Here is a 16255-nt window from a genome sequence, read left to right on the forward strand (position 1 = left end):
ATCAAGGAGGGAAATCAGGAGGAAAATGGATGAATTAAATACTAAAAATAAATTAATAAAAAGTGCTATGGAACTTTTTTTAGAAAAAGGTTATGAAGGAATTAAAGTTGAAGATATTACTAAAGAAGCTGGAGTTGCGAAAGGAACTTTTTATACTTATTTTAAGGCAAAAGATGATATATTTATTGATGTTATATCCAAAATGATGGAAATTTATATAGATATATTAAAAAACTTAAAGTTTGAAGAAGGTGAATTAAAGAAAAACATCAAAAAAATAGTGAGCCTTATGTATAAAACCTCTTATAAACACAAAGCAATGTATAAAGTAATATCTCTTATATTCAAGAATCCGCACCTTTTGTCAAAACTTTTTGAAAGTGAATTTCCTTTTAAAAAAATGAGTGAGGATATATATATAAAACTTTTAGAAAGTAGTAAAAATGAGGTTAGAGATGAAGTAATAGAAAATAAAAAAATATTTATTACGGTACTAGGTAAAATATTAGATGCATATATGTTTGAATTATTTGAAATAAAAGAGTTTAAAAGTAGTGGGAAAATAAAAAAAATAACAGAAGAAGAATTGGAGTATCATATTAAAATAATTTCAAATACTATTTATTTAGCTATAAAAAAATAAAGGAGGAAGAATATTGAGACGAAAAGTAGTGATTTTAGTTTTTTTATTAACAACTCTTACATCATTTGCAAAAATAGAAATAGATTTAAATACTGCAACTGAAAAAGTGATAGAGAAAAGTGAAACTATAAAAAAATATGAGTTAGATTTAGAAAATTCAAAATTACAAAAAAAAGAAGCTTTTAAATCAGGATTACCAAGTGTAGGATATAGTGGAACTATTGCTAAAACAGAGGATAAGAACACTTTTACAGGTAGTGATGAATACCATCAATATAAATTAACATTATCACAACCTATTTTTAATGGTTTTAGAATAATAACAGCTATTCAAAATGGTGATAAATATGTACAGCTTAGTGAATATGCATTAGAAAAAGAAAAAAATGATGAAAAATTAAAAATTACTAAAAATTATATAGAAGCATTAAAATTAAAAAAGCAAATAGAGATATTAGAAAATTCTAAAAAAGAATTAGAGAAAAATTTTGAAAAAATAAAAAGAATGTATGAATTAGGGTTTGTAATGAAAAGTGATGTATTGGATATAAATTATGGATTAATAGAATTGGAAAGTACAATTTTACAAATGAAAAATGCATTTGAAATATCAAAACTAAGTATAAAAAATGATTTAGGCATAGCGAGTGATGAAAAACTTATTTTAAAAGATGTTAAAAATATAGATAAAAAAATTAATGTAATAAATATAGATTTAGGAAAAGATTTAATTAAAATTAAAAATGAAAGTTTAACTGCAAAAATTTTAGATATAAATTTAGATTTAGCAAAAGCTTCGGAAAAATTTGAAAAAGCAAATTTTCTTCCTATGGTAAATGGGCAATTTTCATATGGAAATCAAACTACATATGGTAGTATAAAAGACGCTTTTAAATCAGAGAATTTAGATTGGTCAGTAGGAATAAGTATTTCAGGAACATTATATAATTTTGGTAAAAATATAGATGCATATCAAAGAAGTAAAAATAACACAAAAAAAGTTGAATATGATAGAAAATTTACAAAAGATAACTTAGAAATAGCTTTAAAATCTGCATATTTAGATATAGTGAGATTACAAAAAGTATTAGAAGCAAAAGAAAAAGCACTTGAAAGTGCTACTGAAAATTATAAATACCAAGAAAAAAGGCTAAATAATAATTTGATTGATTCTATTACATTTTTAAAAGCTGAAAATAGCTTGAGAGAAGCTAATATAGGGTATAATATAACTAAATTAGATTTATATTATGCTATTGAAAATTATAAAAATTTATTAAAATAAAATGTAGGAGGGAATAAATTGAAAAAATATATTTTAGTATTAGTAACAATTATACTTTTTGCATCTTGTGGAAAAGCAAATAATAAAGGAGTACAAAAAGTATCAAAAGAAACAGCAAAAATTGTTAAAACGAGTACTTTAAAAAAAATAAAATTAAGTAAAGAAATTAAAACTAATGGAATATTAAATGCAAAATATGAAATAGTTCATTCTGGACCAGAAGCAGAAGTAGAGAAAGTTTATCATAAAAATGGTGATTTTGTAAAAAAAGGTGATATTATAGTAAAGCAAAAAGATATAAATATTGAAAATAATTATAAAATGGCTCTTGCAAATTTAAATGCAGCAAAATCAAACTATGAACAAGTTATAAAATTTTCTGAAATTCAAGTGAGAACACAACTTGAGCAAGCAAAATCGGCAATGATTAGTGCCGAACAAAATTTAATAAAAGCAAAAAAAGGAGCAAAAGTAGAACAAATAGAAATAGCAAAAAATAATTTAAAAACAGCAGAATCAGCTTTTGAACAAGCGAAGTTTAATTATGAAAAAAATAAAAAATTATATGATGAAAAATTAATTTCAGAATCTGCATTTCTTCAATTAGAAACAATGTATAACCAATCAAAAAATCAACTTGATAATGCGAAAAATAACTTAGAACTTCTGATAAAAGGTGCTGATGAAGAAGATATAAAAATTTTAGAAGCGATGTATGAACAAGCAAAAGCAAATTATGAGCTTGTAAAGAAAAATGTAGATGAAGAATCTTGGAAATATACAATTAATGGGGTAAAAGCACAATATGATTCAGCGCTATATAGATACGAAATGGCTAAAAAAGCCTATGATGATTTAACAATAAAAGCAAAAATTAGTGGAGTTGTATCAGGGTTAAATTTAAAAAAATATCAAAAAGCAAAACCGGATAATGGTCCATTTTTTACTATTATAGATGAATCAAGTATGGAAACTGTTGTATATTTATCTGTAAGTGAAGTTATAAATTTAGATAAAAATAGTTTTGCAGAGGTAAATATAGAAGAATTAAATAATACATTTAAAGGAAAAATAGATTCTATAGATCCTGCAGCAAGTAAATCTACAAATAAATTTGCGGTAAAAATAGTTATAGATAACAATAAAAATATGTTAAAAAAAGGAATGTATGGAAAAATTAGTTTATTTACAAATCCAAAAGAAAAATTAGTTGTACCTAAAAAATCGATTGTTATTAAAGGATTATATAAGTATATTTATAAGTTAGAGGGAGATAGAGTTAAAGCTATAAAGGTAGAATTAGGTGTAAGTAATGATGAATATCAAGAAGTTATAGCTGATAAATTAAAAGTAGGAGATAAAATAGTTGTAGATGGACAATTTTTATTACAAGATAACGATTTAGTAAAAGAGGTGAATTAATGAAATCAATATCACATTTTGCTATAAAAAAATCTGTAACAACTATAATGCTTATTATTACTATGGTTGGGGCAGGGGTTTTAGGAATGTTAGGTATGTCTTCTCAACTTTTACCAGATTTTGATATACCAGTATCTATAATTAATATAACATGGATAGGAGCATCTCCTGAAGATATAGATAAACTTATAACAAGTGAGGTAGAAGATGCACTTACTGGGATTGATGGGATAAAAAATATAAATGGATATAGTTCTCAAAATATATCAACTGTAGTAGTTCAATTTAATTATGGAACAGATACAGATGAAAAAATTAGAGAAATTCAAACAAAAGTAAATAATATAAAAAAAGATTTACCTAGTGATATAGGAGAGCCATTTATTGACAAATTTGATATAAATGCTCAACCAATATTAATATATAATCTTTTTGGTTCAGATTTAGTCGAATTAAATAGTTTAGCTGAAAATATAATAAAACCAAGATTGGAAAAAATATCAGGAGTTGGAGAGATAAGAATAAAAGGTGGACTTAAAGAAGAAATTTTAGTTGAATTAGAACCTGAAAAATTAGCGGCATATTCTTTAGATATTATGCAAATAAAAAGTATTTTATCTTCTTCAAATATTAATATTCCTTTAGGAAATTTAAAAGAAGGTGATAAAGAGTTTATAGTAAAAGTTATTGGTGAAATAAAAACTATAGAACAAGTAAAAAATATAGTTGTATCAAATAATGGTGGACAGTTAGTAAAGTTAAGTGATGTAGCAAATATCAAATTATCAACTGAAGATGTTGAAAGTTTTGCAAGACAAAATGGAGAACCATCTATAAGAATAGAAGTAATCAAAGTAAAAGAAGGAAATACTGTAAACATAGCAGAAGAAGCTAAAAAAGTAATGGAAAACTTAAAAGAAAGTTTACCACCTGGAATAAATACTGTTCTTGCTACAGATTTTTCAATACCGATAAAACAATCAATAGGAACGGTATCAAATAATGCTATAGTTGGTATTATACTTGCTTCAATTATACTTTTAATATTTTTGAAAAATATAAGAGCTACATTAGTAGTAGCAATAGCTATACCAGTATCAGTTGTATTTACGTTTGCATTATTACCGCTTAAAAATATTACATTAAATGTAATATCGCTTATGGGTCTAGCTCTTGGGGTAGGAATGCTTGTTGATAATTCTATTGTTGTTATTGATAATATTTATAGGCATCTTACAGAGTTAAAAGAAGATAAATTTACAGCGTCAGCAAATGGAGCTAGTGAAATGTCAGTACCTATAATAGCATCAACAGCTACAACTGTAGCAGTGTTTTTACCGATAGTAATGAGAGAAGGAATGGCAAAAGAGATATTTCATGATATGTCATTTTCAATTACATTTGCATTAATTTCTTCTTTAGTAGTTGCTTTAACATTTGTACCTATGGCAGCTTCAAAATTTTTAGACCCTAAAAAATCAATAACAAAAGAAGGAAAAATTTTAGTAAATCTTAAAAGAGTATATGTAAAAATATTAGATAGAGCATTAAAACATAAAATAATAACAGTATTAATAGCCTTTCTTATGTTTATTGGTTCTATAGGACTTGCGACTTTAACAATAAAAACAGAATTTTTTCCTCAAATGGATCAAAGTGAATATCTAGTTAAAGCTAAATTATCTAAAGGTCTTGATGTAAAAAAAGCTGATTTGATAGCAAAATCAATGGAAAAAATAGTTAAAGCTGATAAATTTACAGTGAACTATTCAACAGCTGTAAGTAAGGAAAATATTACAATAAATATAAAAACATTAGAAAAAAATGAAAGAAAAGAAACGATAAATGATATTATTTCGCAAATAAGACCCAAATTAGCTAATATTCCAGATGCAAAAATAACAGTATCTGCTTCAAGTGGAGGGCCAGGTGGCGGAAGCGATGGAGGAGTACAGTTAAAAATTTATAGTGACGACTTAGATAAACTTTCTGTATTTAGTCAAATAGTTTTAGAAAAAGTAAAAAAAATACCTGGATTAGTTGATGTAAAATCATCTTATGAAGGTGGAAATCCTGAATTAAAACTTGATATAGATAGAGATAAAGCACAATATTATGGATTGAGAGTATCTGATATAGCATTTTTAATATCATATCAAGTACAAGGTACAGATGCATTTACAATAAAAACTTCAAATAAAGATGTTGATGTAAAAGTAAGAATAGCTGAAGATTATAGAAATAGTATAGAAAAAATATTAGATTTAGAATTAAATACTAGATTTGGAAAAATAAAAATAAAAGATATAGCTTCTTTTAAACTTGAAGAAGGTGCAGCTCAGATAGAAAAAGAAAATAAATCAAAAATAATTACGATTTCAGCAAATACAGATAATATTGATTTAAGAACAGCTACTGCAAAAATAAAAGAAGTAATAAAAGAACTAGATATTCCGGCAGGAATTAGATATGATTTTGGTGGAGATCAAGAACAATTTGTAGATGTAATGAAAGATTTATTATTCGGTTTTGGAATTGCAATTTTCTTGATGTATTTTATACTTGCATCACAATTTGAATCATTTACAATGCCAATAATTATAATGGGTTCACTTCCGTTATCAATTATAGGGGTTTTAATAGGATTAGCTATTACTAGAGTTAAATTTAATATTATGGTAATGGTAGGAATAATTATGCTAGCAGGAATTGTTGTAAATAATGCTATAGTACTAATAGATTATATAAATGTACTTAGAGCTAGAAACCACCCTTTAATAGAAGCTATAAAAATAGCAGGAAGAACAAGACTTAGACCTATTATAATGACTACAGCAACTACTATATTTGGAATGCTTCCATTAGCCTTAGGTATAGGTCAAGGTACAGAGTTTTATCAAGGTATGGCGATAGCTGTAATATTTGGACTTTTATTTGCCACTTTGCTTACATTAATATTAATACCTGTTTTATATTCGATAGAAGAAAGTATTAGAATAAAATTTAAAAATAAACATAAATTAAAATATGAAACTTCTATATATAAAAATTAAAGGAAGTGATTAAATGTATAAAGAAATAAGAATAGTTTACTCTGATGCAGCTAGAAATGAAATATTAAAAATTTTTAAAGAAGAAAAAATAGAAAAATACATTAATTTAGAACAAGTTCAAGCTATGTGGTCAAAAAATATAAGACATATGGGAACACATATTTGGCCAGGAACTGATAGTATTTTTATTCTTCTTTTAGAAAAGGAAAAAGCAGAGCAATTATTAAAGAAACTAAAAGAGATGAAAAAAAAGCTTATAGAAGGAGTAGATATGTTTGTAACAGTTACTCCAGTAGAAGAAATATTCTAATATAATCAAACACTTTAGCTTTTTAGCTAAAGTGTTTTTTTTTGAGTGGAATATTATCGTACATATTTCAAAAAAAATTAAAAAATAATACAAAAATGTTGCAAAATAGAAATTTGAGTGATAAAATATATTAAAAGTTTACATGTATTTTTTTTGTACATGAAAATTTTATTATGGAGGGATTCGATTATGAATAAAAAATCTATTTTAGCAATTTCAGAAAATAAAGATACGCTAAAAAGTTTAAGAGGAGAATTAAAAGATGAATATGAAGTAATTACTTTCAATAATTTTTTAGATGGTCTTGATATGCTTAGAGAAAGTGACTTTGATATTTTATTATTGGATGAAAATCTATCATGGTTTACTTTTACAGAAGCAGTTAGAAAATTAAGAGGAATTGGAAAAGATATAATTATTATTGCACTAATTAATGAAGAGACAGAAGAAGTTTTAGAAGATTTAAAAAAAGCTCAAATTTATCATTGTGTAATAAAACCAATAGAACTTAGAAAAGTAAATAGAGTAATAATACCTGCACTAAATAATTTGGAATTATTAAAAGAAAAAAGAGAGCTTGAGAAAAAACTTTCAGATACAGAAGAATCAGAAGAAATAATAGGGCAAAATTCTAAAATAAAAGAACTAAAACAAGTAATTGAAAAAGTAGCAGATAGTGACCTTACAGTGCTTATAACAGGTGAAAATGGAGTAGGAAAAGAACTTGTCGCAAAAGAAATATATAAAAAATCATATAGAAGAAAAAAGAATTTTATAATTATTAATTGCGCTTCAATAGCACCTACACTAATAGAATCAGAACTTTTTGGATATGAAAAAGGTGCTTATCCAGGTGCTAATATGACTAGAAAAGGAATTATCGAAGAAGCAGATGGAGGAACATTATTTTTAGATCAAATAGGTGCTATGGATTTAAAAACACAAGCAAAATTATTAAGAGTTATAGAATATGGAGAACTTAGAAGAGTCGGAAGCAACAGAACTATAAAAGTAGATGTTAGATTTATAGCTGCTACAAATGAAAATCTTGAAGAATCAGTAAAAAGAGGAACATTTAGAAAAGATTTATATCATAGAATAACAGCTTTTCCTATAGAAGTGCCAGCATTAAGAGAAAGAAAAGAGGATATACCTTTATTAGCAAATTATTTCTTGAATAAAATAGTATCTGACCTACATAAAGATATGGTAGTTATATCTGGAGAAGCAATGAAATACTTAATAGAATACTCTTATCCTGGAAATATTAGAGAGTTAAAAAATATTATTGAAAGAATGGTAATTTTATCAAATGATAAAGTAATAGGTGTAGAAAATCTACCTCTTGAAATAAAAATGAAGTCAGATACTTTAGAAAATAAAACAATTACAGGAATTGGACCATTAAAAGATATATTAGAAAAAGATATCTATGACTTAGCAGAAGTAGAAAGAGTAGTTATAGCTAATGCATTACAAAAAACTAGATGGAATAAACAAGAAACAGCAAAACTTCTAGGAATAGGAAGAACTACATTATATGAAAAAATAAGAAAATATGATTTGGATAGAAGAGGTATAGCTAAGGGAGAATAAGGAAGTTAAGGAGAGATAGAAAATGGATTTTTTATTAATTCAATCTTATTTAGATAAATTACCAAGTAAAGAGGATATAAAAGAAGTTCCAGAAGTTATAGCACTTATCAAAAGTTATTCAGAAAATATTATAGATGAAGAATTAGATAAAATATTAGATGAAAGACATTTTGAAATTACCACAGCAAAGCAAGAGAATGAAATAAAAAATCTTGATTATTCTTTAGACTTTTATATAGAAAAATTAAAAGAACAACTTCAAGATAAAAAAAAAGAAGAACAAGAAGAGGAAAAAACTGTTATAAATTGTTTAGGAACAGTTTATTCGAAATATATAGGGAACACACTATATTCTAGAAAAGTTATGAGAGATATAGCGGATACGTTAAGTAATTATAATACTTTAGAGTATAATATAAAACTTGAAGAAGCAAGTTCTTTGGATGAAGAAATAAATAAATTATTAGAAAAATTAGGTTTTCCTAGTAACTTTCTAATTGTAAATAGTATTGAGGGTGCATTGTATACTTTATCAAATAGCTTTTTAAAAGATAAAGAAATACTTATGAATTTTAAAGATGCAGTTAACTTTGATAAAATTGGACCAATAGATATATTAGAAAAAAATGGAATAAATGTTGAGTTTGTGGGATATCTAAATAATATAAGTTCTAAAGATTATCTAAATAAACTTTATGAAGATAGATATATATTAAACGTTGATATGAGTTATATTCCAGTTGAAAACAATATATCTTATAAAGAATTTAAAAATATGAATAATAAAGTTATAAATATAACAGATAAAGTCCATATAAAAAGTAATAGAAAAGAGATAAAAGAACTTTCGTTTGAATTAAGTGAATACTTAGAAAATGATTTTTTTATTGATATAGTAGACTTTTCTAAATTTGCAGGGTTTCCAAAATGTGCATTTATATTTATAAAAAATGATGAAATATATAATGAAATCAAGGACAATATTATTTTAGATGTTTTATCTATAAATAAAGAAACAAAAATATTTTTATTTCATCTATTAAAAGCTTATTATGAAAATAATAAAGAAAATATTTTTATTGAAAAAATACTATTAAATGAAGAAGAAATAAAGAAAAAAAATCAAAGAATAATAAACAAATTAGAAAAAGAGCTTGGCGATGAAGTGGAAATTTCTTTAATTGAAGGAGAATACTTAACTTTAGATGATAGAAATAAAAATGAAAAATTTGAAAGAGAATTAATCATTTTAACACCTAAAAATCTAGATGCAAAAGAAGTGGAAAAAGCATTAAAAAAAGGTGAAAATGCTATATTTTGTTGGCTTCATGAAAATAGTTTGATATTTAATTTACAACTTTTATTTAGAAAAGATGAAACTAAATTTTTAGAAAAAATTAAAAGTGTGTTTACGGATACTATTTAATTGAAAATTAAGAATAAAGTTGCTATAATATTTAAGGCATTTTAATATTATTTTATAGGGAGGAAAAACGGTGGCAATAAGAAAATTAAGAAAAACGATGAAACCATTTATATGGATATTTGTAATAGCATTTATTATTACAATAATAGGAGGTGTAGTAAGTTATATATATTCATATAAAAATGCAAAAGCTCAAAAAATGGCACTTAAATTAAATGGAAGTTATGTAGATTCTTTAAAAATTGAGAGGGCATTTTCTAATGGAATAGAAAATTATAGAAAAGTATATGGAAATAGCATTGACGGGGAAGAATTAAAAACTATTATATTTAATAATTTTATAGAACAAGAACTTTTAGTAAAAGAAGCTAAAAATATGAAAATAAAAGTATCTTCAAAAGAGATAAATGAAAAATATAATCAAGTTAGAGCTAATTTTCCAGATGAAAAAACATTTAATAATGCATTAAAAATGCAAGGATATACAAAAGATTCTTTAAAAAATGATATCAAAAATTCTTTGTTAGTAGAAAAAGTTACAGAAAAAATAGAAAGTCAAGCTAAAGTGACTGATGATGAAATAAAAAAATATTATGAAAACAATAAATATGGGCTTTATTTAGATAAAGATTATGAAAAAGTAAAAGATGAAATAAAAGAAAGATTATTAAATAATAAAAAAGGAAGAATATATAGAGCATATGTTTCAAAACTTTTAAAAAGTTCTAAATATGAAGATGTAAAGGAAATTTATCAAAAATATCTTTATAATATAGAGATTTCTAAAGATGGATTTGAATTTTCAAATATTGATATAGCAAATAGAACTATAATTCAAAAACTATATGGTGCTGGAGAAAAAGCAGCAGAAACAGCTAAAAAATCAATAGAAAAAGATATTGAAACAGCTAAAAAATATATAAGTGCAGGAGTAGAAGTAAATAAAGAACTAACAACAGAAGATAAAATAGTTGATTTAAGAGAAAAATATATAGCAAAATTAAGAAAAGAAATAAAAATATCTGATGAAGAAATAAAAACATATTTTGAAAAAAATAGTACGAAATATGAAACAAAAGAAGAAGCGGAAGCACAAATAATAGAATTTGAATTAAAACCTAGTAAAGCAGATTCAAATAAGGCACTTGAAAAAGCAAAAAATATTTTAAAAGAATTAACACCAGAAAATTTTGCAGAAAAAGCAAAAGAATATTCTGAAGGACCTACAGCTGTAAATGGTGGAGACCTTGGATGGTTTACAAAAGGTAGAATGATAAAAGAGTTTGAAGAAGCAGCTTTTTCTACTGAAAAAGGAACAATTAATCAAAATATAATAAAAACTCAATTTGGATATCACATTATATATGTTGAAGATAAAAAAACAGAAAATGGAAAAGAAAGCGTAAAAGCTAGACATATTTTAATAAAAGAAAACGTTAGTGAGGACACAAAAAACAATGTTATTAAAAAAGCAAAAGAAATTTTAGAAAAAATTAAAAATAAAGAAATAACTTTTGAAGAAGCAGCAAAAGCTAATTCGGTTCTTAAAAATTTTGAGTTTAAAAAAATAAGAAGAGATGGTTATATAGAAGGGATAGGTTTTAATAAAGAATTATCAGATGCTATTTTATCATCTAAATTAAAAGAACTTAAATTATTTACAAATAATATTATAGTTATATTTAAGAAAACAAAATATCAAAAATTTGAAAAGGCAAATTTTGAAAAATCTAAAGATAGAGTTAGATATGATATATTAAACGAAAAGATTAACAAAGCATTAATCGAGATAACTAAATAAGTCTTTAAAATAAATAATTAAAACAATAGAGATTGTTAAAAAATATACTAAAATCATTTTGACTTTAGGTATTATTTATGTTAAAATTAATTGGCTATTAATAAATCAAATAAAATGGAGGGAATGTATATGACAAAAATCGTTAATATTCATGCCAGAGAAATATTAGACTCAAGAGGAAATCCTACAGTTGAAGTTGATGTAACTTTAGAATGTGGGGCTATGGGAAGAGCTGCTGTTCCATCTGGAGCATCTACTGGTGAAAGAGAAGCGGTAGAATTAAGAGATGGAGATAAATCTAGATACTTAGGAAAAGGTTGTTTAACAGCTGTAAATAATGTAAACACTATAATTAAAGAAGCTATTATTGGAATGGATGCACTTGATCAAGTTGCTATTGATAGAAAAATGATAGAATTAGATGGAACTAAAACTAAATCTAAATTAGGAGCTAACGCTATATTAGGTGTTTCTTTAGCTGTAGCTAAAGCTGCTGCAAAAGCAAAAGGATTATCTTTATTTAAATATTTAGGTGGACCAAATGCAAAAGAATTACCTTTACCAATGATGAATATATTAAATGGAGGATCACATGCTGATTCTGCAGTTGATGTACAAGAATTTATGGTACAACCAGTAGGAGCTAAATCTTTCAGAGAAGGATTAAGAATGGGTGCTGAAGTATTCCATCACTTAGGAAAATTATTAAAAGCAAAAGGAGATTCTACTAACGTAGGAAATGAAGGTGGATATGCTCCGGCTAAATTAAATGGAACTGAAGATGCTTTAGATATAATAATAGAAGCTATTAAAGCTGCTGGATATGAGCCAGGAAAAGATATTACTTTAGCTTTAGATGCTGCTGCGTCTGAATTCTGTGAAGGTGGAGAAGATGGAAATAAAACTTATCATTTCAAAAGAGAAGGTGGAGTAAAAAGAACTACAGCTGAAATGATAGATTGGTATGCACAATTAGTAGAAAAATATCCAATAACTTCAATTGAAGATGGATTAGATGAAAATGATTGGGCAGGGTTTGCTTTAATGAGAGAAAAATTAGGAGATAAAATTCAAATTGTTGGGGATGATTTATTCGTAACAAATACAGAATACTTAGCAATGGGTATCGAGAAAAAATCTGCTAACTCAATCTTAATTAAATTAAATCAAATAGGAACTTTAACAGAAACTTTAGAAGCTATAGAAATGGCTAAAAAAGCTGGATTTACAGCAGTTGTTTCTCATAGATCTGGAGAAACTGCTGATGATACAATAGCTGACGTTGCTGTAGCAACAAATGCTGGGCAAATCAAAACTGGTTCTGCTTCAAGATCTGATAGAATGGCTAAATACAATCAATTATTAAGAATTGAAGAAGAATTAGGAGATGCTGCAGAATACAAAGGAATGGGAGTATTCTACAATTTAAATAAATAATTTAAAATTAATACATAATTAAGAGCTAGCTTAAAATTAAACTAGCTCTTTTTTCTTGACGAAAATTAGAAAAAATGATAGCATTATAATGCTTGAAAATATAAAAAAATTAGGCTTGACTTTTTGAGAACAAAAAAGTATAATGTTAAAGTTAGTCTATAAAATTAAAAATTTGAAAGGAGGTAGCGAGGTTTAATGCCTACTATAAATCAGTTAGTTAGAAAAGGTAGAAGAGACTTAGAGAAAAAGAAAATCTCTCCTGCGTTACAAGAAAATCCACAAAAAAGAGGAGTTTGTGTAAGAGTTTATACAACTACTCCTAAAAAACCTAACTCAGCGCTAAGAAAAGTTGCGAGGGTTAGATTAACAAACGGAATAGAAGTTACTGCTTATATTCCTGGGATCGGACATAACTTACAAGAACATTCAATCGTACTTGTAAGAGGGGGAAGAACAAAAGATTTACCAGGGGTAAGATATAAAATAATAAGAGGTGCATTAGATACTGCAGGTGTTGCTAATAGAAAACAAGGTAGATCTAAGTACGGAGCTAAAAAAGGATAATCGGAGGTGAAATAATTTAAATGTCAAGAAGAAGAAGTGCGGTAAAAAGAGATGTATTACCTGATTCAAGATACGGTGATATAGTTGTTACTAAATTTATAAATTACATTATGTTAGATGGAAAAAAATCAATCGCAGAAAAAATATTTTATACTGCAATGGATAAAATAGAGGAAAAAACTGGACAAAATGGATATGAAGTATTTAAACAAGCTATGGAAAATGTAAAACCACAAGTAGAAGTAAGATCTAGAAGAATTGGTGGAGCTACATACCAAGTACCAGTAGAAGTAAGACCAGAAAGACAACAAGCATTAGCAATTAGATGGTTAGTTACTAATGTAAGAGCTAGAAAAGAATATGGTATGATGGATAGATTAACGGCTGAATTAATAGCTGCTGCAAATAATGAAGGTGGATCAGTTAAGAAAAAAGAAGACACTTATAAAATGGCTGAAGCTAACAGAGCGTTTGCACACTATAAATGGTAAGCCTTATAATAACAGATTAAGGAGGTTAAGCTTCAAATGGCTAGACAAGTTTCTTTAGAAAAAACAAGAAACATCGGTATAATGGCGCATATAGATGCCGGGAAAACAACAACAACAGAAAGAATACTTTTTTATACAGGAGTTACACATAAAATAGGAGAAGTTCATGAAGGTGCTGCTGAAATGGACTGGATGGAACAAGAACAAGAAAGAGGAATCACAATTACATCTGCTGCAACTACATGTTTTTGGAAAAATCATAGAATAAACATAATAGACACACCAGGACACGTGGATTTTACAGTTGAAGTTGAAAGATCTCTTAGAGTATTAGATGGATCAGTTGCTGTATTTTCAGCAGTTGACGGGGTTCAACCACAATCTGAAACAGTTTGGAGACAAGCTGATAAATATCAAGTGCCAAGAATGGCTTTCTTTAACAAAATGGATAGAGTAGGTGCTGACTTTGATATGTGTGTAAATGATATCAGAGAAAAATTAGGTGGAAATCCAGTAGCTATTCAAATACCAATTGGTAAAGAAGACTATTTTGAAGGTGTAGTAGATCTTATTGAAATGAAAGAATTGTTATGGACTACAGATGAAATGGGTGCTAATTATGATATAGCAGATATTAGAGAAGAATTAAAAGCTAAGGCTGAAGAAGCTAGAGAAGCTATGATTGAGTCTGTAGTTGAGACAAGTGATGAATTAATGGAAAAATATTTTGGTGGGGAAGAGATAACTAAAGAAGAATTAAAAGCAGCAATAAGAAAAGCTACTATTTCGAATGAAATTGTACCAGTTACTTGTGGGACAGCTTTTAAAAATAAAGGAGTTCAACCTTTACTTGATGCTGTAGTTGAATTTATGCCTTCACCAATTGATATCGGAGCTGTAAAAGGTACTGATATGAAAGATCCTGAAAAAGAATTATCAAGAGAACCTTCAGATGATGAAAGTTTTTCAGCGTTAGCATTTAAAATAATGACTGACCCGTTTGTTGGAAAACTTGCATTTTTTAGAGTTTACTCAGGAGTTTTAGAAAAAGGTTCTTATGTGTTAAATTCTACTAAAAATGTAAAAGAAAGAATGGGAAGAATTCTTCAAATGCATGCAAATAAAAGAGAAGAAAAAGATGTAGTATACTGTGGTGATATAGCAGCAGCAGTTGGATTAAAATCTACAGTAACAGGAGATACTTTATGTGCTTTAGATAATCCTATTATACTAGAAAAAATGGAATTCCCTGAACCAGTTATATCAGTAGCTGTTGAACCAAAAACAAAAGCTGACCAAGAAAAAATGGGAATTGCATTACAAAAACTATCAGAAGAAGATCCTACATTTAGAGTAAAAACAGATGAAGAAACTGGACAAACTATCATATCAGGAATGGGTGAATTACACTTAGAAATCATTGTTGATAGAATGAAAAGAGAATTTAAAGTTGAATCTAACGTAGGAAAACCTCAAGTTGCTTATAGAGAAACTATTACTTCTACAACTGATGCAGAAGTTAAATACGCTAAACAATCTGGTGGTAGAGGACAATACGGACATGTTAAAATCACTATTGAACCTAATCCAGGAAAAGGATATGAATTTATCAATAAAATTACAGGAGGAGTTATCCCTAGAGAATATATTCCAGCTGTAGATAAAGGAATGCGAGAAGCTTTAGAAGGTGGAGTTTTAGCAGGATATCCTATGGTTGATGTTAAAGTTACTTTATTTGACGGATCATACCATGAAGTTGATTCATCGGAAATGGCATTTAAAATAGCGGGATCTATGGCAATTAAAGATGGAGCTAAAAAAGCTACACCTGTATTATTAGAACCAGTATTCAAAGTAGAAGTAACTACTCCAGAAGAATATATGGGAGATATTATAGGAGATCTTAACTCAAGAAGAGGTATGGTTCAAGGTATGACTGATAGAAATGGTGCTAAAATAATCAATGCAAAAGTACCTTTATCAGAAATGTTTGGATATGCAACTGATTTAAGATCAAAATCTCAAGGAAGAGCAACTTACGCTATGGAATTTAGTGAATATGCTCAAGTACCTACAAATGTTGCAAAAGCAATAATCGAAGAAAGAATGAAATAATTTTATAAATAAAGAATAGGAGGCAAAAAATGGCTAAAGAAAAATTTGAAAGAAGTAAACCACATGTAAACGTTGGAACAATAGGACACGTTGACCATGGTAAAACAACAAC

At 26.8% G+C, this 16255-nt stretch carries 13 protein-coding genes; all 13 read left to right on the forward strand.

All coding sequences use genetic code 11. The features are described from left to right. Nucleotides 1–25: 25 nt before the first annotated feature. A complete protein-coding gene (locus EV215_RS07055; protein ID WP_134113290.1) occupies nt 26–643 on the forward strand; it encodes a TetR/AcrR family transcriptional regulator in 618 nt (205 codons plus the stop codon). Between the two features lie 13 nt (nt 644–656). Further along, nucleotides 657–1928 carry a TolC family protein gene (locus EV215_RS07060; RefSeq protein ID WP_134113291.1) on the forward strand — a complete coding sequence of 424 codons (1272 nt, stop codon included), beginning with the start codon at nt 657–659 and terminating at the stop codon, nt 1926–1928. A gap of 18 nt (nt 1929–1946) precedes the next feature. Beyond that, a complete protein-coding gene (locus tag EV215_RS07065) occupies nt 1947–3350 on the forward strand; it encodes an efflux RND transporter periplasmic adaptor subunit (RefSeq protein ID WP_134113292.1) in 1404 nt (467 codons plus the stop codon). Next, nucleotides 3350–6403 carry an efflux RND transporter permease subunit gene (locus EV215_RS07070; protein ID WP_134113293.1) on the forward strand — a complete coding sequence of 1018 codons (3054 nt, stop codon included), beginning with the start codon at nt 3350–3352 and terminating at the stop codon, nt 6401–6403. The genes EV215_RS07065 and EV215_RS07070 overlap by 1 nt, the downstream gene beginning before the upstream one ends. Before the next feature lie 13 nt (nt 6404–6416). Then, entirely contained in the window at nt 6417–6713 is a 297-nt protein-coding gene (locus tag EV215_RS07075; protein ID WP_134113294.1) for a PG0541 family transporter-associated protein, read from the forward strand. A 189-nt stretch (nt 6714–6902) separates the two neighbouring features. Further along, on the forward strand, nt 6903–8309 hold the full coding sequence (locus EV215_RS07080) for a sigma-54-dependent transcriptional regulator (RefSeq protein ID WP_134113295.1): 1407 nt from the start codon (nt 6903–6905) through the stop codon (nt 8307–8309). Between the two features lie 22 nt (nt 8310–8331). Further along, on the forward strand, nt 8332–9735 hold the full coding sequence (locus EV215_RS07085; RefSeq protein ID WP_134113296.1) for a PLP-dependent aminotransferase family protein: 1404 nt from the start codon (nt 8332–8334) through the stop codon (nt 9733–9735). A gap of 70 nt (nt 9736–9805) precedes the next feature. Beyond that, complete coding sequence (locus tag EV215_RS07090) at nt 9806–11536, forward strand: peptidylprolyl isomerase (RefSeq protein ID WP_134113297.1); 1731 nt, start codon at nt 9806–9808, stop codon at nt 11534–11536. Nucleotides 11537–11665: 129 nt separating this feature from the next. Beyond that, nucleotides 11666–12973: a phosphopyruvate hydratase gene (gene eno, locus EV215_RS07095; protein ID WP_134113298.1), complete on the forward strand. Its 1308-nt coding sequence runs from the start codon at nt 11666–11668 to the stop codon at nt 12971–12973. A 195-nt stretch (nt 12974–13168) separates the two neighbouring features. Continuing rightward, nucleotides 13169–13537 carry a 30S ribosomal protein S12 gene (rpsL, locus tag EV215_RS07100; RefSeq protein ID WP_134113299.1) on the forward strand — a complete coding sequence of 123 codons (369 nt, stop codon included), beginning with the start codon at nt 13169–13171 and terminating at the stop codon, nt 13535–13537. 20 nt (nt 13538–13557) lie between these two features. Continuing rightward, nucleotides 13558–14028 carry a 30S ribosomal protein S7 gene (gene rpsG, locus EV215_RS07105; protein ID WP_134113300.1) on the forward strand — a complete coding sequence of 157 codons (471 nt, stop codon included), beginning with the start codon at nt 13558–13560 and terminating at the stop codon, nt 14026–14028. Between the two features lie 36 nt (nt 14029–14064). Continuing rightward, nucleotides 14065–16143 carry an elongation factor G gene (gene fusA, locus EV215_RS07110; RefSeq protein WP_134113301.1) on the forward strand — a complete coding sequence of 693 codons (2079 nt, stop codon included), beginning with the start codon at nt 14065–14067 and terminating at the stop codon, nt 16141–16143. Between the two features lie 29 nt (nt 16144–16172). Continuing rightward, nucleotides 16173–16255, forward strand: an 83-nt coding sequence (locus tag EV215_RS10625) for a GTP-binding protein (RefSeq protein WP_243832406.1), incomplete at its 3' end; no start/stop codon positions are given.

The organism is Hypnocyclicus thermotrophus (assembly GCF_004365575.1).
Lineage (GTDB): Bacteria > Fusobacteriota > Fusobacteriia > Fusobacteriales > Fusobacteriaceae > Hypnocyclicus > Hypnocyclicus thermotrophus.

Excerpts from the sequence above, each read along its gene's own strand:
- EV215_RS07080 (WP_134113295.1), top strand. The coding sequence starts at position 6,903 with ATGAATAAAAAATCTATTTTAGCAATTTCAGAAAATAAAGATACGCTA.
- rpsG (WP_134113300.1), top strand. The coding sequence starts at position 13,558 with ATGTCAAGAAGAAGAAGTGCGGTAAAAAGAGATGTATTACCTGATTCA.
- EV215_RS07075 (WP_134113294.1), top strand. The coding sequence starts at position 6,417 with ATGTATAAAGAAATAAGAATAGTTTACTCTGATGCAGCTAGAAATGAA.
- rpsL (WP_134113299.1), top strand. The coding sequence starts at position 13,169 with ATGCCTACTATAAATCAGTTAGTTAGAAAAGGTAGAAGAGACTTAGAG.
- EV215_RS07085 (WP_134113296.1), top strand. The coding sequence starts at position 8,332 with ATGGATTTTTTATTAATTCAATCTTATTTAGATAAATTACCAAGTAAA.
- eno (WP_134113298.1), top strand. The coding sequence starts at position 11,666 with ATGACAAAAATCGTTAATATTCATGCCAGAGAAATATTAGACTCAAGA.
- EV215_RS07055 (WP_134113290.1), top strand. The coding sequence starts at position 26 with ATGGATGAATTAAATACTAAAAATAAATTAATAAAAAGTGCTATGGAA.
- fusA (WP_134113301.1), top strand. The coding sequence starts at position 14,065 with ATGGCTAGACAAGTTTCTTTAGAAAAAACAAGAAACATCGGTATAATG.
- EV215_RS07070 (WP_134113293.1), top strand. The coding sequence starts at position 3,350 with ATGAAATCAATATCACATTTTGCTATAAAAAAATCTGTAACAACTATA.